The 17,254-nt window shown below is 68.3% G+C and carries 20 protein-coding genes and 1 tRNA gene; 8 read left to right on the top strand and 13 right to left on the bottom strand.

What is annotated here, in order from left to right; genetic code table 11:
• Positions 1–141 precede the first annotated feature (141 nt).
• From ACZ54P_RS04120 to ACZ54P_RS04090, 7 genes are all read right to left on the bottom strand, one after another.
• Complete coding sequence (locus tag ACZ54P_RS04120) at positions 142–393, bottom strand: glutaredoxin family protein (RefSeq protein ID WP_007035067.1); 252 nt, start codon at positions 391–393, stop codon at positions 142–144.
• Complete coding sequence (locus tag ACZ54P_RS04115; protein WP_465460055.1) at positions 390–1,160, bottom strand: MBL fold metallo-hydrolase; 771 nt, start codon at positions 1,158–1,160, stop codon at positions 390–392. Before ACZ54P_RS04115 ends, ACZ54P_RS04120 begins: the two co-directional genes overlap by 4 nt.
• Positions 1,157–1,969: an NUDIX hydrolase gene (locus ACZ54P_RS04110; protein WP_465460054.1), complete on the bottom strand. Its 813-nt coding sequence runs from the start codon at positions 1,967–1,969 to the stop codon at positions 1,157–1,159. Before ACZ54P_RS04110 ends, ACZ54P_RS04115 begins: the two co-directional genes overlap by 4 nt.
• Positions 1,970–2,055: 86 nt before the next feature.
• Complete coding sequence (locus tag ACZ54P_RS04105; protein ID WP_465460053.1) at positions 2,056–3,207, bottom strand: hypothetical protein; 1,152 nt, start codon at positions 3,205–3,207, stop codon at positions 2,056–2,058.
• Positions 3,208–3,245: 38 nt separating this feature from the next.
• Positions 3,246–3,875, bottom strand: a complete 630-nt coding sequence (locus ACZ54P_RS04100; protein WP_037318589.1) for a hypothetical protein — start codon at positions 3,873–3,875, stop codon at positions 3,246–3,248.
• Entirely contained in the window at positions 3,875–4,330 is a 456-nt protein-coding gene (locus ACZ54P_RS04095; protein ID WP_465460052.1) for a RidA family protein, read from the bottom strand. Before ACZ54P_RS04095 ends, ACZ54P_RS04100 begins: the two co-directional genes overlap by 1 nt.
• Before the next feature lie 12 nt (positions 4,331–4,342).
• On the bottom strand, positions 4,343–4,504 hold the full coding sequence (locus ACZ54P_RS04090; RefSeq protein WP_005166970.1) for a DUF4177 domain-containing protein: 162 nt from the start codon (positions 4,502–4,504) through the stop codon (positions 4,343–4,345).
• A gap of 129 nt (positions 4,505–4,633) precedes the next feature.
• Between ACZ54P_RS04090 and ACZ54P_RS04085 the strand changes: the two genes are divergently transcribed.
• The 4 genes from ACZ54P_RS04085 to bagB all read left to right on the top strand — a co-directional run bounded on the left by ACZ54P_RS04085 (position 4,634) and on the right by bagB (position 8,110).
• Positions 4,634–5,578, top strand: coding sequence for an esterase/lipase family protein (locus tag ACZ54P_RS04085; RefSeq protein ID WP_465460051.1), 945 nt, complete (start codon positions 4,634–4,636; stop codon positions 5,576–5,578).
• Between the two features lie 126 nt (positions 5,579–5,704).
• On the top strand, positions 5,705–5,953 hold the full coding sequence (locus ACZ54P_RS04080; RefSeq protein ID WP_465460050.1) for a hypothetical protein: 249 nt from the start codon (positions 5,705–5,707) through the stop codon (positions 5,951–5,953).
• Positions 5,954–5,975: 22 nt separating this feature from the next.
• Positions 5,976–6,980 carry an ATPase BagA gene (gene bagA, locus ACZ54P_RS04075; RefSeq protein WP_465460049.1) on the top strand — a complete coding sequence of 335 codons (1,005 nt, stop codon included), beginning with the start codon at positions 5,976–5,978 and terminating at the stop codon, positions 6,978–6,980.
• Positions 6,980–8,110: an ATPase BagB gene (gene bagB / locus ACZ54P_RS04070; protein WP_465460048.1), complete on the top strand. Its 1,131-nt coding sequence runs from the start codon at positions 6,980–6,982 to the stop codon at positions 8,108–8,110. The genes bagA and bagB overlap by 1 nt, the downstream gene beginning before the upstream one ends.
• Before the next feature lie 63 nt (positions 8,111–8,173).
• Here the strand turns inward: bagB and ACZ54P_RS04065 are convergent, their stop codons facing one another.
• A complete protein-coding gene (locus ACZ54P_RS04065; RefSeq protein ID WP_061985701.1) occupies positions 8,174–8,491 on the bottom strand; it encodes a WhiB family transcriptional regulator in 318 nt (105 codons plus the stop codon).
• A gap of 350 nt (positions 8,492–8,841) precedes the next feature.
• On the opposite strand from ACZ54P_RS04065, the gene ACZ54P_RS04060 reads away from it, so the two are divergent.
• The 3 genes from ACZ54P_RS04060 to ACZ54P_RS04050 all read left to right on the top strand — a co-directional run bounded on the left by ACZ54P_RS04060 (position 8,842) and on the right by ACZ54P_RS04050 (position 12,326).
• Positions 8,842–11,013, top strand: coding sequence for a transglycosylase domain-containing protein (locus ACZ54P_RS04060; RefSeq protein WP_465460047.1), 2,172 nt, complete (start codon positions 8,842–8,844; stop codon positions 11,011–11,013).
• Between the two features lie 284 nt (positions 11,014–11,297).
• Positions 11,298–12,224, top strand: a complete 927-nt coding sequence (locus ACZ54P_RS04055) for a metallophosphoesterase (RefSeq protein ID WP_465460238.1) — start codon at positions 11,298–11,300, stop codon at positions 12,222–12,224.
• 28 nt (positions 12,225–12,252) lie between these two features.
• Positions 12,253–12,326 (top strand) — tRNA-Pro (locus ACZ54P_RS04050).
• Between the two features lie 226 nt (positions 12,327–12,552).
• Here the strand turns inward: ACZ54P_RS04050 and ACZ54P_RS04045 are convergent.
• Entirely contained in the window at positions 12,553–13,254 is a 702-nt protein-coding gene (locus tag ACZ54P_RS04045) for a class I SAM-dependent methyltransferase (RefSeq protein WP_465460046.1), read from the bottom strand.
• A 39-nt stretch (positions 13,255–13,293) separates the two neighbouring features.
• On the opposite strand from ACZ54P_RS04045, the gene ACZ54P_RS04040 reads away from it, so the two are divergent.
• Positions 13,294–15,138, top strand: coding sequence for a S9 family peptidase (locus tag ACZ54P_RS04040; protein ID WP_465460045.1), 1,845 nt, complete (start codon positions 13,294–13,296; stop codon positions 15,136–15,138).
• Positions 15,139–15,222: 84 nt separating this feature from the next.
• Here the strand turns inward: ACZ54P_RS04040 and ACZ54P_RS04035 are convergent, their stop codons facing one another.
• From ACZ54P_RS04035 to ACZ54P_RS04020, 4 genes are all read right to left on the bottom strand, one after another.
• Positions 15,223–15,408: a 2-hydroxymuconate tautomerase gene (locus tag ACZ54P_RS04035; protein ID WP_181775136.1), complete on the bottom strand. Its 186-nt coding sequence runs from the start codon at positions 15,406–15,408 to the stop codon at positions 15,223–15,225.
• 9 nt (positions 15,409–15,417) lie between these two features.
• On the bottom strand, positions 15,418–16,044 hold the full coding sequence (locus tag ACZ54P_RS04030) for a TIGR03085 family metal-binding protein (RefSeq protein ID WP_465460044.1): 627 nt from the start codon (positions 16,042–16,044) through the stop codon (positions 15,418–15,420).
• Positions 16,045–16,178: 134 nt separating this feature from the next.
• Positions 16,179–16,655, bottom strand: a complete 477-nt coding sequence (gene dps / locus ACZ54P_RS04025) for a DNA starvation/stationary phase protection protein Dps (RefSeq protein WP_465460043.1) — start codon at positions 16,653–16,655, stop codon at positions 16,179–16,181.
• A gap of 54 nt (positions 16,656–16,709) precedes the next feature.
• The gene (locus ACZ54P_RS04020; protein WP_465460042.1) at positions 16,710–17,132 is read right to left on the bottom strand and encodes an organic hydroperoxide resistance protein; all 423 of its coding nucleotides are present in this window, start codon (positions 17,130–17,132) and stop codon (positions 16,710–16,712) included.
• Positions 17,133–17,254 lie beyond the last annotated feature (122 nt).

Genomic DNA, 17,254 nt, shown 5'->3' with positions numbered 1-17,254 from the left:
TTGCACCTAGAGCAGGGAGGGGGGCCGTCGTGTATTTCACGCCAGCAGGGCCGTCGGTCCAGGTGGTCGGGAGTGGCGGTTCGGGTTAGAACCCGAATCGCCACTCACGACCACCTGGACCCACTCGGTACCGGCGGCGGGTCAGGCGGAAGCGGCCTTAACCGCGGCCTCGATCTCCGCGAACGAAGGGTTCACCATCGCCTTCGAGCCCACGAAGACCGTCGGCACGACCTCGTTCCCGTTCGCCACCGAACGCACGCGCGCGGCGGCGTCCGGGTCCTCCCAGATGTTGACCCGCTTCACCTTGAAGCCGCTCTTCGACAGCGGCCGCTCCAGCGCGGCGCAGAACCCGCATCCGGGCCGCCAGTAGAACTCGACCTCGACGTCACTCATTCGCCGTCCTCCGACCTCAAGTAGTCCAACTGTGCCTGCACGCTCCACTCGGCGGGCGCCCACAAAGCCTTGTCGACGTCGGCGTAGACGACCTCGACGACCTGGCGCGGGGTGGCGTCCGCGCCGAGGACCTTCAGTGCCGAACGCACCTGGTCCAGCCGCTGTTCCCGGTGTGTCAGGTATTCCCGCGCGGTCGCGGCGAGGTCGGGCAGTTCGGGGCCATGTCCCGGCAGCCCGATGGTGCCCTCGGGCAACTCGACGAGTTTACGCAGTGAGCGCAGGTAATCGCCGAGGTCGTGCAGGACGGTGGTGCCGCGGCCGAGGATGGTGTCGCCGGTCAGGAGCTGCCCTTCGGACCGTAGGCAGATCGAGTCGCCGGTGTGCCCTGGCGTGTGCAGCACCGAGAGTTCCAGGCCACCGGCCGCGACCACCTCGCCGTCCACAAGGGACTTACCGCCGACGCACAGCGACTCGTCGAAGGCCCGCACCGGAGCGCCGACCCGGTCGGCGAACCAGGGCGCGCCCTCGGCGTGGTCGGGATGATGGTGGGTCAGGATGATCAGTTCGACGGCGCCGGTTTCGGCGAGCAGCGTCAGGTGTTCGATGTCCTCGTGACCGGGGTCGACGACCACGGAACCGGTCGCTCCCGGCCCGCGCAGCACCCAGGAATTGGTGCCCTCCAACGTCATCGACGACGGATTGCGCTCCAACAGCACCGAAGCCACCGTCGTGACCTGGCGCAGCACGCCGTACGCGGGGGCGCTCACGCCGGATCCAGGACGACGCGGACCTTGTCACCGTCGCGGATCAGCGTCGGCATGATCTTCGAGATTTCCCGCTCGACGGCCTGAGCCGCGGTCGCCGAGTCGAACTCGCCCAGTTCCGCGAGCGTGATCCAGGTCGGTGGCATGAGCATGCGGCGCCCTTCCTTGGCGTCGGCGAGGGCGTCCTCCGGCCGCTGCCAGCCGGAGGCGACGGCTTCGGAGGTGGCGCCGTCGGCCTGCTGCCCCTCCGGCAGCACGGCGACGAAGAAACAGGTGTCGTAGCGGCGCGGTTCCTCGGTTGGGGTGACCCAGTTCGCCCACGGGCGCAAGAGATCCGCGCGCAACGTCAGGCCGTTCGCTTCGAGGAACGCGGCGAGCGAGAGTTCACGCGAGACCAGCTTCTCGCGGGCGTCGTGGTACCGCGTCGCGTCGGTGACGACGGAGTCCCCGAGGCTCGCGAGCAGAACGCCCGACTCCTCGAAGGTCTCCCGCACGGCCGCGCACACCAAGGCGCGGGCAAGCGATTCCTCACACCGGAAGCGTTCCGCCCACCAAGCAGGTTCCGGGCCCGCCCAGCTCACCGAGGCGTCGACATCGCGGGAGTCCACGCCACCGCCGGGGAAAACGGTCATCCCGCCCGCGAACGGCATGCCCTTCACACGATGTTGCAGGAAGACCTCGACGCCTTGCTCACCGTCGCGAAGGAGGATCACGGTCGCCGCGTCCCTGGGCGTCACCGGCGTGCCGCCGGCGTTGGCGCGCGTGCCCACCCCGGCCCCCACCGGGATGTCGAATGTCAGTTCTTCAGCCACACCCGCAACCTAACATCGCGTTTCGTCCTCTGGTTGCGATCGTTGCGCGTGCAACTAACGCAATCAGAGGACGAAACGCGTAGCAGTTACGAAGACCAGCTTGAGCCGCTGCTGCGCGAAGCCCCGTTCAGCCGGATCTTCGCCGCCTCGGCACGCTCCCGTTCGGCGAGCTCGGCGTGCAGTTCACGCAGAAGCGCGCGGTCGCGCTCGCTCAGGCTCGGGTCGTCGAGGTCGAGAGCGGGCAGCTCGACGACCTCGTGCATGCTCGGCTTGCCCGTGGCGATCTCGCGGCCCTTTTCGGGGTCCTCCTTGAGCGCCTGACGCAGCTGCGCCACCTCGGCCGGGGTCAGGTCCGCCGTGCGCTCGGCACGCGTCTCCGCCCGCGACTTGCGCGGCGTGGCCTGTTCCGAAGACGACACCGACGAAGACGTCGTCGTAGGCGACGACGACGCTGGCGCCTGCTGCACGATCGGCACCACCGGCGCGATCGGCTCGGAACTGCCGACCGGCCGCAGCCCGTGCCTGCTCGGCTGCTCCTTGACCGACTCGGAAGCCGGGGCGGGAGCGGGCGACGGAGTCACCGGCTCGGACCGAAAGTCACTGGAGTGGGTACTCCCCGTGACCCAGACAGGACTCGCGGCCGACGACGCGGCCTGGTGGTACGCGGACCGCGCGACGCCGGGGCCCGCGACCTCGACCACCGAACGGATACCCGCGCGGCGAAGCGCGGTGTCCACACGGAACGCGACCGCGGGCGGGTTGCCCTCCGGGCCGATCTCGACCAGGACGACCCGCTGCGGCAGCGCGCCGGGCACGCTTCCGGCGGGCGTGTTCCGCCACACCGCGTGCACCGAACGGACGTCCGGCAGCACCTGGAGGGTGCGGTCGAGCGCCTCGGCGAGGCCGAATTCGGGCTGATTCTCCCCGGTGAACCGGTGGGTGAGCACCGACTCGTCCTCCTCCACCAGCAGGTCGTTCGCCAGGGTGGCGTCGGACCGGCTCATTTCGAGGACGAGTGCCAGTTCACGTTGTTCGGACGAGCTCACCGGGATCTTCCCCGCGATCAGGGTGCCGGTGGTGAGCTCCACCGCTTCGTCGATGTGCGCACGCGCGATCAGCTCACGCGCTTCGGTCAAAGCACTGTCGTCGATTCGACCCGCCAGGGCCAGTAACAGGTTGTGCAGGCGCAGGGGCACCGAGAACCCGTCCATGGGCGGGCCGTCGTGGACCTCCACCATTGCTCTGCTCCCTCCCGGCTCGCCTGGTGGTGCGAGCGTTAAGCGGCGACCAGCCGACTTCCGGTGTCCACCGCGCCCACGCAGACCAGCTCGGAGTTGGCGAGCGCGGTGCGGTGATAGCCGGTGAGGTCGATGCTCGGCGGGAGAACCTCGACGCCGGGCTCCTCGTCACCCAGCACGCGCAGGACGCGCTGCAGTTCGCCGGTCAGCCTCGGCAGCCCGTTGAGCGCCGTGACCAGGAGGACTCGTTTCGCCCCACCCTCGCCGACCACACCGAGGTGTCGCCAGCTTTGCCGCACTTCACCCACATCCGGCCGTCCCCGCAACGTCGCGTGGATCAACACGGACACAGAGTCGACGGAGTTCACCCATTCGGGCGCACTCTGCGTGAATGTGTACCTGGTCTCGGTGACGTCGTCTACCCCCAGGGTGGAACTCACCTGATGCCAATCGGCGCCGTGCGGGATGAGCCCGGCGACTAGCAGGCGATACTCGGTTTGATCCAGGTCGATCCTGTGCTTAAGCAAAGACCTGGGCAGGGTCCGCGCGAGGGTGCCCATCGCGCCCTCGCCGAGCCAGTCACGGAACCGCCAGAGGAGCTGGTCCGGCAGCCGTCCGGCCAGCCGGAGCAGGAGCTCGTGCGAGGACTTCTCGATGTCGGGGTCCATCACTTCACCTCCACGATCAATTCGATCTCGACCGGCGCCCCGATCGGCAGCTCGGAGACCCCGACGGCCGAGCGGGCGTGAATGCCCGACTCGCCGAAGATCTCGCCGAGCAGCTCGGACGCCCCGTTGATCACCGCGGGCTGACCGGTGAAGCCCTCCGCGGACGCCACGAACCCGACGACCTTGACCACCCGCACGACGTTGTCGATCCCGACGACCGAGTCGACGGCGGCGAGCGCGTTGAGGATCGAAGTCCGCGCGTATTTCTTCGCTTCTTCGGGGCTGACCTCGGCACCGACCTTGCCGGTCGCTTCGAGCTCACCGGAGACGAAGGGCAGCTGCCCGGCCGTGTAGACGTACGAGCCGGTGCGGACGGCGGGCACGTAGGCCGCCAGCGGAGCGGCGACGCCGGGGAGTTCGATACCGAGCTCGGCAAGCCGATCGGTCCAGGTCATGGCTTCAATCCCCTAGTTCTTGGCTCGTTTGAGGTAGGCGACGTGCTGTTCGCCGGTCGGGTTCGGGAGCACGGTGACGAGCTCCCAGCCGTCCTCGCCCCACTGGTCGAGGATCTGCTTGGTGGCGTGGATCAACAGGGGGACGGTCGCGTACTCCCACTTGGTGGCGCTCATGTCCGGGAGCGTAGCCAAACCGGCGAGCGCGCCCGACACACATGCGGAAAACCCTCTCGCGAGGGGTTCGCCGATTTCCCGTGGATGTGGTTCACTTCACACCTACTCGGGAGTAGATAGGACGTTGACATGCGGACAACGAGGTCCATCGCCGTCGCTTGCGTGGCCGCGGCACTTGCCCTGATCTGCGCTTCACCGGCGAACGCCGACGAGAAACTGCCCGTTCCGTGGACTCTCGCCGCGGCCTTGCCCGCGCAGGCGGCGACCCCCGGCGGCCCGCCACCGGGCGCGAACGACTTCGACTGCCGTCCGAGCGCGGCCCATCCGAATCCGGTGGTGCTCACGCACGGCCTCAGCGCCAACCAGACGGTGAACTGGCAGACGTTCGGCCCGCTGCTCAAGAACAACGGGTACTGCGTCTTCTCCCTCACCTACGGCGTCCCGGGGCGGCCGCTGCCGATCTACCAGCCCGGCGGGCTACTCCCGATGGAACAGAGCGCGAAGGAACTGTCGGCGTTCGTGGACAAGGTCCTCGGCGCGACCGGGACGTCCAAGGTGGACATCCTCGGCCACTCCGAAGGCACACTGATGCCTTCTTATTACGTCAAGTTCCTCGATGGCGCGTCCAAAGTGGACAAGTACGTCAGCCTGACCCCGCTGTGGGACGGCACCACGCTTTTCGGCGCCTCGCGTCTTTACGCGCTCGCCGGCGCGCTGGGACTGGCGCCCGGGTTCAACGGGATCCTCGACCCGCTCTGCGGCTCATGCCGCCAGTTCCTGCGCGGTTCGGAGTTCCTCACGAAGCTGCGTGGCGGCAACGGCGTCTTCCAGCCGGGCGTGACGTACACGAACATCATGACCCGCTACGACGAAGCGGTCGTCCCGTACACGAGCGGCATGGGCAAGGGACCGAACGTGAAGAACATCGTGCTGCAGGACAGCTGCCCGCTGGACCTGGCCGAGCACGGCGGTGTCGCCGCCGACCGGAACGCGGCCGGGCACGTCCTCAACGCCCTCGACCCGGCACACGCGAAGCCGGTGCCGTGCGTGCCCGCGACCCCGATCGGAAGCTGACCCGCCGCGATCGCGCGTGCTCAGACCCGTATCTCGCGTGCTTGAGCACGAAACTCGTGAGTTCCGTGCTCAAGCACGCGAGTTTCGTGCTCAAGCACGCGAGTTCGGTGGCGCTACGGTGAGCCGGTGGAGACCTGGCGCATCATCGCGACCGCCCTGCTGGCGCTCGCCGGGCTGCCGCTGGTGCTGGTCCTGATGGCGAAGGCACGGGACCGCACGGGCAGCTCCGGGACGGTCGCGATCACCGGCGCGGTGGCCCTCGTGATCCTCCTGCTGCTCGGTGTGGTGATGCTCACGGTGCTGTCCGGCGTTCTGACCTGGGGCGTCGTCGCGGTGGTCGGCGCCGGGCTCGGCGTCATGATGCTGGCGACCTGAACCCTCAATTAGGGTGGGACCGGTGAGCACTTCCCTTGCCGGCTGGACCGACGAACTCGCGAGAGCACGGCTGCATTTCGTCACCGGTAAGGGCGGGACGGGCAAGACCACGCTCGCCGCCTCGCTGGGCCTCGCGCTCGCCAAGGGCGGGCGCCGGGTGCTGCTGATCGAGGTCGAGGGCCGCCAGGGCATCGCCCAGCTCTTCGACACCGAGCCGCTGCCCTACGCCGAGCAGCGCATCGCGGCCGTCCCCGGCGGCGGGGAGCTGCGCGCCCTGCACATCGACGTCGAAGCCGCGCTGCTCGAGTACTTCGAGATGTTCTACAACCTCGGCTTCGCCGGGCGGACGCTGCGGCGGATGGGCGCGATCGAGTTCGCGACCACGCTCGCGCCGGGTCTGCGCGACGTCCTGCTCACCGGGAAGATCAAGGAATGCGTCGGCCGGACCGAATCCGACGGCCGCCACACCTATGACGCCGTCGTCGTCGACTCGCCGCCCACCGGCCGGGTCGTGAAGTTCCTCGACGTCACCAAGGCACTGACCGACCTGGCGAAGACCGGCCCGATCCGCGGCCAGGCCGACGGCGTCGTCCGGCTGCTGCACTCCGGCGAGACAGCCGTGCACCTGGTGACCCTGCTCGAAGAGATGCCGGTGCGGGAAACGGTCGAGGCCGTCGCCGAACTCGACGGCGCGGATCTGCGTCCCGGCGCGGTGCTGGTCAACCGGGTTCGCCCGCCGCGGCTGCCCGCGCGCTCGGTCACGGCCGCCGCGGACGGCCGCGTCGACGCCTCCCGGGTCCGCTCCGGTCTCGCGTCGGCCGGGTTGAACCTGCCCGACAGCACCCTCGACGCGCTGGTCGAGGAGACCGTGGAGCACGCCGTCCGGGTCGCGGCCGAACAGCGCGCCCGCGAGCAACTGGCCGAAGCCGACCTGCCGGGCCTGGAACTGCCGGACCTGACCGACGGAGTCGACGTCGCGGCGCTCTACGAGCTCGCCGAAGCGCTGACCGAGCAGGGGGTGCGCTGATGTCGGACATCCTGGAGATCGACAAGCTGATCGACGATCCCGAAAGCCGGGTCATCGTCTGCTGTGGTTCCGGCGGGGTCGGCAAGACGACCACCGCGGCGGCGCTGGCGTTGCGCGCGGCCGAACGCGGACGGCAGACGGTGGTGCTCACCATCGACCCGGCGCGGCGGCTCGCCCAGGCGCTCGGCCTGCGCGAACTGGGCAATCACCCGAAACAGGTGCGGGTCGAGGGTTTCGAACCCAAGGGTGAACTCTGGGCGATGATGCTCGACATGCGCCGCACCTTCGACGACATGGTGCGCGTGCACGCCGGTCCGGAGCGCGCCGAGCAACTGCTGCAGAACCCCTTCTACCAGACCATTTCCACCTCGTTCTCCGGAACGCAGGAGTACATGGCGATGGAGAAGCTGGGTCAGCTCGCGGCCACCGACGAGTGGGACCTGATCATCGTCGACACTCCGCCGAGCCGGTCCGCATTGGACTTCCTCGACGCGCCGACCCGGCTTTCGACCGCGCTCGACGGCCGGATGATCCGGCTGCTCACCGGCCCCGCCAAGGCGGGCGGCTGGGGTCTGCGCAAGGTCGTCAACGCCGGATTCTCGATGTTCGCGAAGGCCGTCTCGACGATCATCGGCGGCCAGCTACTGACCGACGCTTCGGCGTTCATGCAGGCCTTCGACAGCATGTTCGGCGGCTTCCGCGAACGCGCGCGCAAGACCTCCGACCTGCTGCGGTCCGGCGGCACGTCGTTCCTCGTGGTGGCCGCGCCGGAGCCGGACGCGCTGCGCGAGGCGTCCTACTTCGTGGAGCGGCTCTCGGAAGAGAGCATGCCGCTGGCCGGACTTGTCGCGAACCGGACACATCCGGTGCTCGCTCCGTTGTCCGGCCCGGAGGCCCTCGCCGCCGCCGAGCAGCTGGCGAAAGGCGAGAACAGCGCGCCCTTGGCCGAAGCCGTCCTCCGCCTGCACGCGGACCGGGTCGCGCTGGCCGAACGAGAGACACGGCTGCTCGCCAGGTTCACGCGGGCGCATCCCGAGGTCCCGCTGGTGCGGGTACCCGCGCTCCCCAGTGACGTGCACGATCTCGACGGCCTGCGCGACATCGGCACACGGCTGGCCACCCAGTCCTGAGACTCCGTGAAGGACTCCTTCCCTACCTTGGACTCAGGGAAGGGGCCCTTCACGGAATCATGATCACGAGACTCGGACGCGTACGTCTTCCTCTTCGTCGATGCCGGCGAACCTGCGTTTCGCTTCTTCCAGCAGATCCGCCCAGCTGGTCACGTCCGGCCGCCGCCGCAGCAGCGCCCGCCGTTCCCGTTCGGTCATACCTCCCCAGATGCCGAAGTTGATCCGGCCATCGAGCGCTTCGGCGAGGCATTCCGTCCTGACCGGGCAACCGAGGCAAACCGCCTTGGCCCGGTTCTGTTCCGCACCCCGGACGAACAAACCGTCCGGATCGGTGTCGCGGCACGACGCATTGACTCGCCAGCTCGACTGGTTGGTTTCCATACCCCCAGCTCCCTACCCTGGTGTTCGACACACCACGGGGGGACGAAAAGCCTGCGCTCCTGCCCCCATGAGCGTGTCTCCCTTGTGCTCACGTCGGTTACTCCCGGCACCTCCCCGGTGCCGGTGCCTCCGTTCGGTCGAATGCGACTGCCGCTCGCACTCACCCGTCTGTCGGCTTTTTCATACGTGAGACGTTGACGGACTGTAAGGGCCCTCGGTTCCCTCCGCCAAGCCCTAGAATGCCTCCCATTACCAGACGTCACCTCATGGGGTCCGTTTTGTAACCGGATTCGCACGCACAGCGAGGCGACGTCACGGTGGGCTAACGGCATCCGCGTACCCTGGTCCGCGTGCGCAAAACAGACGGTCTGCTGAAGCTCATTGGCCTGTGTGTGCTCGCGGGGGTGCTGGTAGCGGGGATGTTGTTCCCGGTGGCGGGCGCCGCGGGCGTCCTCTCCAACCAAGCGAGCGAGACCGTCGACAAGACGTCTTCGGACCTCGCGGACATTCCGCCGCCCCTGGTGACGACCATCACGGACAACACCGGCAAGCAGATCGCGACGCTGTACAAGCAATACCGCATCCCGACGAACGAGACCCAGATCAACGACGCCATGAAGTGGGCGCTGATCTCGGTCGAGGACAAGCGCTTCTACGAGCACAACGGGGTGGACTGGAAGGGCACGCTGCGCGCCGCGGTCAGCAACACCACCGGCGGTGACACGCAGGGCGCGTCGACGCTGACCCAGCAGTACGTCAAGAACTACCTGATCAACGTCGTCTACCGGGACGACAAGCCGGGCCAGAAGCGCGCACAGGAGCAGTCGGTCGCCCGGAAGCTGAAGGAAGCCCGCATCGCGATCCAGCTGGAAACCAAGCTGAACAAGATGCAGATCCTGACCGGCTACCTGAACGTCGTCGAGTTCTCGCGCGAGATCTTCGGCGTCGGCGCGGCCGCCAGCGCGTACTTCAACACGCCCGTCGACAAGCTCACGGTGCCGCAGGCGGCCTTGCTGGCCGGTCTGGTGAACAACCCGATCGTCAACGACCCGTGGAAGTTCCCGGCGAAGGCGACGGAACGCCGCAACCTGGTGCTGGACCGCATGGTCGACAACCAGAAACTCGCGAAGGCGGACGCGGAACGCTTCAAGGCCGAGCCGCTCGGCGTCGTCGAAGGCGGGCCGCAAAAACCCGCGTCGAACTGCACCGGCGCCGGCCCGGAAAACGGTTTCTTCTGCCAGTACGTCGAGGACTATCTCCTCAAGAACGGCATGACGAAGGACGACCTCTACACCGGCGGCTACCAGATCAAGACCACTTTGGACGAACGGGCGAACCACGAAGCCAAGATGTCGGCCGAAGCCCAGGTCAAGAAGACGCAGGAAAACGTCGCGAACACGCTTTCCCTGGTGAAGCCGGGCAAGAACCGGCACGAAGTCGTGGCGCTCGCGGCGAACCGTGACTACGGCCTTCACGAAGACCAAGGACAGACGACGTTCGCGTTGCCTTCCGGCGTCTACAACACCGGCGGCGCGGGCTCGGCGTACAAGGTCTTCACCGCCGCCGCCGCTTTGGAAGCCGGCGTGGCCGGGATCAACAGTCCTCTCCCGGTGCCGGACTTCTACACCTCCAGCGTGTTCGGCGGTGGTGGCAACAAATGCGCACCGACCGGACCGCCGATGCGCTCCCGCTGGTACTGCCTCGGCAACGCGGGTGACTACAACCCGGTCGGCGGGGGCATGTCGCTGCAGCAGGCACTAGCGACCTCGCCGAACACCGCCTTCGTGAACCTCGAGGAGAAGGTCGGGAGCACCGGGCCGATCGTGGAGATGGCGCGCAAGCTCGGCATGCGCGACACCATGGCCAGCAACCTCGGCGGTGGCGCCGTCGACCCGAAGTCCGACAACCCCGGCGTCAACGCCAGCCAGCTGCAGGCCTTCGGCCCCCGGCCCGGCTGGCCCGGAAACGCCTCGTTCACCCTCGGCCCCGCCCCGCTGAGCGGACTGGAACTGGCGAACGTCGGTGCCACGATCATGAGCGGCGGCGTCTGGTGCCCGCCGACCCCGCTGACCGGTGTCACCGACCGGGACGGGAAGCCGGTGCCGGTCAAGGAAGCCGCTTGCGAACAGGTGGTGCCCGAAGGTCTCGCCAACACCCTCGCGGTCGGCATGAGCAGGGACAGCGCGCCCGGTGGCACGTCGGCCGTCGCAGCGAGCGGCGCCGGCTGGAACCGGCCGGTGATGGGCAAGACGGGAACCACGCAGAACAACGGCTCGGGAACCTACCTCGGGGCCACCCCGCAGCTCGCGGGCGCGGCGATGGTGTTCCGTCCGAAGGGCGGAAACGGCGGCCTCTGCTACTTCGGACCCGGCAACGTGCGCGCTGGAGGCTGCAATCCGAATATGTTCGGCGGGAAGACGCCGGCGCAGACCTGGTTCGGGGCGATGTCGAAGATCCTCGAAGGCCAGGAACCACTGCCGTTGCCGCAGCCGGACCCGAAGTATCTGGGCGGCGGACGCTGACCGCGGAGGCGGGGTTCACCAGCGCAAACCACAAAGAGTCACACTGACCTAACTTTGAGTGAGCGCCTGGCGGCCTAACGGGGAACAGTGGCCGACGGACACATGTCGATCGATCACCACACCCCGCACAGACCACACAAAGTGAAGAAAAGAGGCCATTCCAGCGATTCTTCGGGATCGCCGGAATGGGGGCGAACGATCACCCCCGATGAGCACGTAAACTGGACGTTGTGAGCACGCTCAGTAACAACCATACTTCAGGGGCGACGGTACGGCGCTTGGCCGTGGGAACCGCCGCCCTGGGAGCCGCGACCCTCGGTTACGCGGTCGGCATCGAAAGGCGCCGGTGGACGCTTCGCACCGCGGAGCTCCCGGTCCTCGCGGCAGGGGCCAAGCCCTTCACGATCCTCCACATCTCGGACCTGCACATGCTCCCCGGCCACGTGAGCAAGCAACGCTGGGTAGCCGCGCTCGACGAGCTCGAACCGGATCTCGTCGTCAACACCGGTGACAATTTGTCACATCAGCACGCGGTCCCGTCCGTCCTGCGCGCACTCGGCCCCCTGCTGAACAGGCCCGGCGTGTTCATCTTCGGCAGCAACGACTACTACGCGCCGAAGCCGAAGAACCCCGCGCGCTACCTCATGCCGAAGGGTAAGAAGAAGCGGATCCACGGCGAGCACCTGCCCTGGCGTGACCTCCGCGCGGCGTTCCTCGAGCACGGCTGGACCGACCTCACCCACGTGCGCCGCACCATCGAGGTCGCCGACCAGTACGTGTTCACCGCCGGCGTCGACGACGCGCACCTGCGCCGCGACCGCTACGCCGACATCGCGGGCCCGGTGGACACCGCGGCGGCCGTCCGCATCGGCGTCACACACTCCCCGGAACCCCGCGTCCTGGACGAGTTCGCGGGCGACGGCTACGACCTCGTCCTCGCCGGGCACACGCACGGCGGACAGCTCCGGATCCCGGGCTACGGCGCGCTCGTCACCAACTGCGAACTCGACCGCACCCGCGCCCGCGGCGCCTCCCGCTGGGGCGCCCAGATGTGGCTCCACGTCTCCGCCGGTCTTGGCACCTCGCCGTATGCCCCGGCCCGCTTCGCGTGCCCTCCCGAGGCAAGCCTGCTGACCCTCGTCCCACGGGGCACCACCAGCACGAACCACCGGAAAGCAGCCCCCCGCAAAGCCCGAAACACCGTCCGCTAAACTTCTCCTCGACCCGCTAAGAAGTATCCGGGGTGTGGCGCAGCTTGGTAGCGTGCCTCGTTCGGGTCGAGGAGGTCGTGGGTTCGAATCCCGCCACCCCGACGTTGGTCCCGTAGGGCTCGCGTGTTGGCTGAAAAGCGCCAACCACGCGGGCCCTACGGTGTTTTCTGGGGGTGCAACCCCCAGGCCCCGCCCGGGAGGGCTTCGCCCCCCGGACCCCCGGAGTGAGTGGGTCACCGATCGTAGAGGGCTCTCGTGGGCGTATCCGGACGTTGGTCGTGAGTGGCGATTCGGCTTCTAACCCGAAACGCCACTCACGACGTCTTGGTCAGCGGGTCGCGAGGAGTTCGATCCAGCATTGGGCGAAGTCGCCATCGCCCGAGCGCGCCCAGGACCACGCCGAGCGGGCGGCCGAAGCGAGCTGGTCGCGGTCCGGGGTCGTCGCGGTTTCCAGCGCCGTCACCAGCCGTGCCTCCACGTACGTCGCCAGCGAACGGTAGGTCGCGTCCGTGCGGTAGCGGGTTTTCGTTCGCACGTCACGGAAACCAGCGGCCGTGACCGCGGCGGGAATCGAGCGCCCGGCGAACGGGTCACCACCCGCACGACGGCACAACAGATAGTGCCCGCGCAGCGCCGCGTCGACATTCGCCGTCTTCGGCCGAAGACGTGCCCTACTCCAGTCCGATGTGGACAGTGCGAGCGTTCCGCCCGGTTTGAGCACCCGGCGGATCTCCGCGAGCGCGGCACCAGGTTCCCTCAGCTGCTCGAAGACGCCGTGCGCGAAGAGCACATCCACCGAAGCTTCGGCGAACGGCAACGCGCGCACGTCCGCGACCAGAAAGTCCACTGTGGACTTTCTGTGTCCGCCATCGATACCGAGGGTGATCGAACCCGGGCCGCAGCCGACGTCGACGAGCCCCATCCCCGGCCCGAACAGCGGTTGCGCGAACACGGCACGGTCGACCGCTTGGCGCGCAGACCGCGCGGACACCGCGTCGCGCGCGGCGCCCGGCGCGTTTCCCTCCAGCACCCCGCACACAGTACGGCTCTCCAGTGGCAGGATCGAGGGGTGAGCACGCAGCCAGGCAACAAATATCCGTCCGCGGCGGTCCCGGACCGCCTGTTCGACGACGCCGAAGCCGAGGCCAGGTGGCGGGCCCGCTTCCACGCACCGCGCATCTCGGTTCCCGAATGGGCCATCGACGCACCGGACGCGAACATCTACGTTTCCAACGCCAGCGGCGTCTGGGAGGTCTACTCCTGGGACCGCTCGACCGGCGAGCACCGCCGCGTCACCGACCGCCCTAACGGCACCATGCACGCGACCCCGTCCCCCGACGGCCGCTGGATCTGGTGGTTCAACGACACCGACGGCGACGAATTCGGTTCCTGGGTCCGCGAACCGTTCACCCCAGGGGCCGCCGCCGAACGGGCGGTGCCGGACGTCCACGACGGTTACCCCGCCGGGCTCGAGATCGGCACCCGCGTGGTCGCCGTCGGTGTTTCGACCGACGACGGCAGCGAACTCTTCGCCGACATCGACGGCGAAACCACCCGTTTCTACCGCCATGACGACGACGCCGGGATCGCGTCGCTGTCCCGTGACGAGTCCCTGCTCGCGATCTCCCATTCCGAGCACGGTGATTCACGACACCCCGCGCTGCGCGTCCTGTCGACCGACGGCTTCACCACGGTCGCCGACAAGTGGGACGGCGAAGGCAAGGGCCTCGGCGCGCTGGAGTTCTCGCCGGTCGCCGGTGATCAGCGCCTGCTGGTGCTGCACGAGCGGCGCGGCCGCGAGGAACTGCTGATCTGGGACACGGCCGCGGACACCGAACGGGAGATCGAACTCGACCTGCCGGGCGAAGTGGTCGCCGGCTGGTACCCGGATGCGCGAGCGCTCCTGGTCGTCCACTTCCACCAAGGCCGCAGTTCCCTGCATCGGTACGACCTCGCGAGCGGCGAACTGTCCTCTTTGGACACCCCGCCGGGCCGGATCGGTGGCGCCGGGGTGCGACCGGACGGGACCGTCGAGTACTCGTGGTCCAGTGCCGCGCAGCCCACGGCGGTACGCGCGCGGACCGCGGACGGCGCCGACTCGGTACTCCTCGAACCGCCGGGTGAGCGGGCTCCGGAATCCGCCCCGGTCACCGACGCGTTCGTCGACGGGGTCGGCGGGCAGATTCACGCACTGGTGTCCCGCCCGATCGACGCGCCAGAAGGCCCGCTGCCGACGGTCTTCTCCTTGCACGGCGGGCCGCATGCCGCCGACGAGGACCGGTTCTCCGCCTATCGCGCCGTCTGGCTGGACGCCGGATTCGCCGTCGTCGAAGTCAACTATCGCGGCTCGACCGGCTACGGCTCGGCCTGGCGCGACGCCATCGAAGGCCGCCCTGGGCTGACCGAACTCGAGGACGTCGCCGCCGTGCACGATTGGGCGGTCCAAAGTGGACTTTCCGATCCGGAGAAGTGCGTGGTGAACGGTGCTTCGTGGGGCGGCTACCTGTCCCTGCTGGCGCTGGGCACCCAGCCCGCCCGGTGGGCGGCGGGGATCGCCGGCGTTCCGGTCGCGGACTACGTCGCCGCGTACGAGGACGAGATGGAGCAGCTCCGCTCGTTCGACCGGGCGTTGTTCGGCGGATCGCCGGAGACGGTGCCGGCGGTGTACCGGGAATGCTCGCCGATCACCTACGTCGAGGCCGTGACGGCGCCGGTGCTGGTGCTCGCCGGGGACAACGACCCGCGCTGCCCGATCCGGCAGGTCGAGAACTATCTCGACAGGCTCGCGAAGCGGGAGATCCCGTTCGAGTTCTACCGGTTCGACGCGGGGCACGGTTCACTGGTGATCGCGGAGACGATCAAGCAGACGGCGATCGAGGTGTTCTTCGCGCAGCGGGCCGTCGGGCTCCGCTGACGTGCGATGGCTGACGTGAGACGAACGGGACTTTCATGGCAAATTTTGCGATGAAAGTCCCGTTCATCTCATCTGGAGGCTGGGTCAGCGCTCGGAGAAGAGGGTCCCGCCCGCGGCCCAGTGTTCGGCGGGGATCTCGTTGATCGTCACCCAGACGCCCTCGGCGTTGCCGCCACAGGTGCGGACGAAGGCGTCGGTCACCTCGCGGACGAGGGCCTGCTTCTGTTCGGCCGTGCGGCCGGGGAACATGGAAACGCTGATCATCGGCATGGCGGAACTTTAAAGGCCGCGGTCGTGCTTCCGGAGCCTGTCCACCGCGTAGGCGTCACCTTCGAAGGTGAGCCGGACGGCGTCGCGGCCGAAGACGAACAGCAGCAACTCGATCGGCGCACCGGCCAGGGTCACCGTGTCCGGGCCTTCCTTCACCCGCGCCTCGCGGCCTTCGGGCGTCTTCAGGATCACGCCGACCGGTGATTTCCGCAGGTTCAGCTTGGCCGCCTGCTTCGCCGACTTCCACGCCGCCGCGTCCCGCGCGGGATCCGCCGGACGCGGCTCCCAGCCGGGCTGTCCTCGGCGGACGTCCTCGTGGTGCACCAGGAACTCCGGCCCGTTCACCAGCTCGTCGAGGGGGCCGATCGTGGTCGGCCAGTACCAGGCGGGGCCGGACCGCACCTGGCCGACGACCTCGGACCACGGTCGCGCGGCGTAGGAGTCCTGCACCCGCTGCGTGTAGGAGGCGAGCGCGGGCACCAGGATCCCTGGCGCCGCGTCCGGCCGTCGCTCGCGCACCAGCAGGTGCGCCGCGAGATCCCGCGTCTTCCAGCCCGCGCACAGGGTCGGCGCGTCCGGGCCGACCTCTTCGAAAAGCTCGCTCAACGCACGACGTTCGTCTCCGGCGACTCCCATACCCCCCGACGTTACGCGCCGGTAGGGCCCGGGGAAATCCGGCGTGACACAGGGCACCCGGCTCGGTGAGGCAGTGGGTCTCGTGAGTGGTAATGACGGTTCTAACCGTCATTACCACTCACGAGGCGAAAGCGTCAGGCCTGCTGCGCCTGCCACATCCAGTGCGCCTTCTCGAGTTCCTGAGTGATCTCGATGAGGAGGTCCTGGGTGACCAGGTCACTCTTGTCGGTCTCGTCGATGCGCTTGCGCAGCCGCTCGATCAGCGCCGCGAGAATGTCGACGATCGCGGCGACCGTGGACTCCACGGACTGCCAGTTGTCGGGGTAGTCCGGCAGACCGGAACTCTCCACGACGACCTTCGCCTGCCCGTTCGGCGAGATGCCGATGGCGTTGGCGCGTTCGGCGACCTCGTCGACGTACTGGCGCGCGGTGGCGACCAGTTCGTCGAGCTGCAGGTGCGCGCTGCGGAAGTTCGCGCCGACGACGTTCCAGTGCGCCTGCTTCGCGATCAGCGACAGATCGACGAGATCGACCAGCGTAGCCTGCAAGGCGTTACCGGTGATCTCCTTGTCGGCTTCACTCAGCGGGCTCTGGATCGGGGACTTGCCCATCTTCGGTCTTCCTTTCAGAAATTGCCGGTACGAGTGGACCTGTCGCGAGCGGGGTCAGACCGTCGCCGACAGCGCGACCTCGATGTTGCCGCGGGTCGCGTTCGAGTAGGGGCACACCTGGTGCGCCTGCTCGACGAGCTGATCGGCCTGCGCCTGCTCCAGGCCGGGCAGCGAAACCTTGAGTGCCACACCGAGGCCGAAACCCGCGCCCTGCTTGAGCACGCTGACCTCGGCGGTGACGGTCGAGCCGTCCAGCTTCACCTTCGCCTGGCGTGCGACGAGCTGCAACGCGGAGTGGAAGCAGGCGGAATAGCCGGCGGCGAAGAGCTGCTCGGGGTTGGTCTTGTCACCGCCCGGTCCGCCCATTTCCTTCGGGACCGCCAACGACTCGTCGATGACGCCGTCAGAGGACGTGACCTCACCGTTGCGGCCGTCGCCGCGAGCGGTGGCCACAGCGGTGTACAGAGCCTCAGCCATTCTTCGCCTACCTCCTGGTCTCAAGACACGCCCCGTTGAGCGTCTCTTCGGTGTCAACGTCCCGCAACCGCGAAACCTTGCCACCCCATGGCAGGCATCACGTCCGGCGATTACCCGGACGA

Source organism: Amycolatopsis sp. NPDC034160 (assembly GCF_055575355.1).
This window is presented reverse-complemented; position numbering and strand designations above follow the sequence as displayed.

What these genes read in the sequence shown, in the direction of transcription:
- ACZ54P_RS04095 (WP_465460052.1), bottom strand. Translation starts at nt 4,330, where the DNA reads ATGACCTGGACCGATCGGCTTGCCGAGCTCGGTATCGAACTCCCCGGC.
- ACZ54P_RS04120 (WP_007035067.1), bottom strand. Translation starts at nt 393, where the DNA reads ATGAGTGACGTCGAGGTCGAGTTCTACTGGCGGCCCGGATGCGGGTTC.
- ACZ54P_RS04105 (WP_465460053.1), bottom strand. Translation starts at nt 3,207, where the DNA reads ATGGTGGAGGTCCACGACGGCCCGCCCATGGACGGGTTCTCGGTGCCC.
- dps (WP_465460043.1), bottom strand. Translation starts at nt 16,655, where the DNA reads ATGGGCAAGTCCCCGATCCAGAGCCCGCTGAGTGAAGCCGACAAGGAG.
- ACZ54P_RS04100 (WP_037318589.1), bottom strand. Translation starts at nt 3,875, where the DNA reads ATGGACCCCGACATCGAGAAGTCCTCGCACGAGCTCCTGCTCCGGCTG.
- bagB (WP_465460048.1), top strand. Translation starts at nt 6,980, where the DNA reads ATGTCGGACATCCTGGAGATCGACAAGCTGATCGACGATCCCGAAAGC.
- ACZ54P_RS04020 (WP_465460042.1), bottom strand. Translation starts at nt 17,132, where the DNA reads ATGGCTGAGGCTCTGTACACCGCTGTGGCCACCGCTCGCGGCGACGGC.
- ACZ54P_RS04035 (WP_181775136.1), bottom strand. Translation starts at nt 15,408, where the DNA reads ATGCCGATGATCAGCGTTTCCATGTTCCCCGGCCGCACGGCCGAACAG.
- ACZ54P_RS04030 (WP_465460044.1), bottom strand. Translation starts at nt 16,044, where the DNA reads ATGGGAGTCGCCGGAGACGAACGTCGTGCGTTGAGCGAGCTTTTCGAA.
- ACZ54P_RS04090 (WP_005166970.1), bottom strand. Translation starts at nt 4,504, where the DNA reads ATGAGCGCCACCAAGTGGGAGTACGCGACCGTCCCCCTGTTGATCCAC.
- ACZ54P_RS04085 (WP_465460051.1), top strand. Translation starts at nt 4,634, where the DNA reads ATGCGGACAACGAGGTCCATCGCCGTCGCTTGCGTGGCCGCGGCACTT.
- ACZ54P_RS04065 (WP_061985701.1), bottom strand. Translation starts at nt 8,491, where the DNA reads ATGGAAACCAACCAGTCGAGCTGGCGAGTCAATGCGTCGTGCCGCGAC.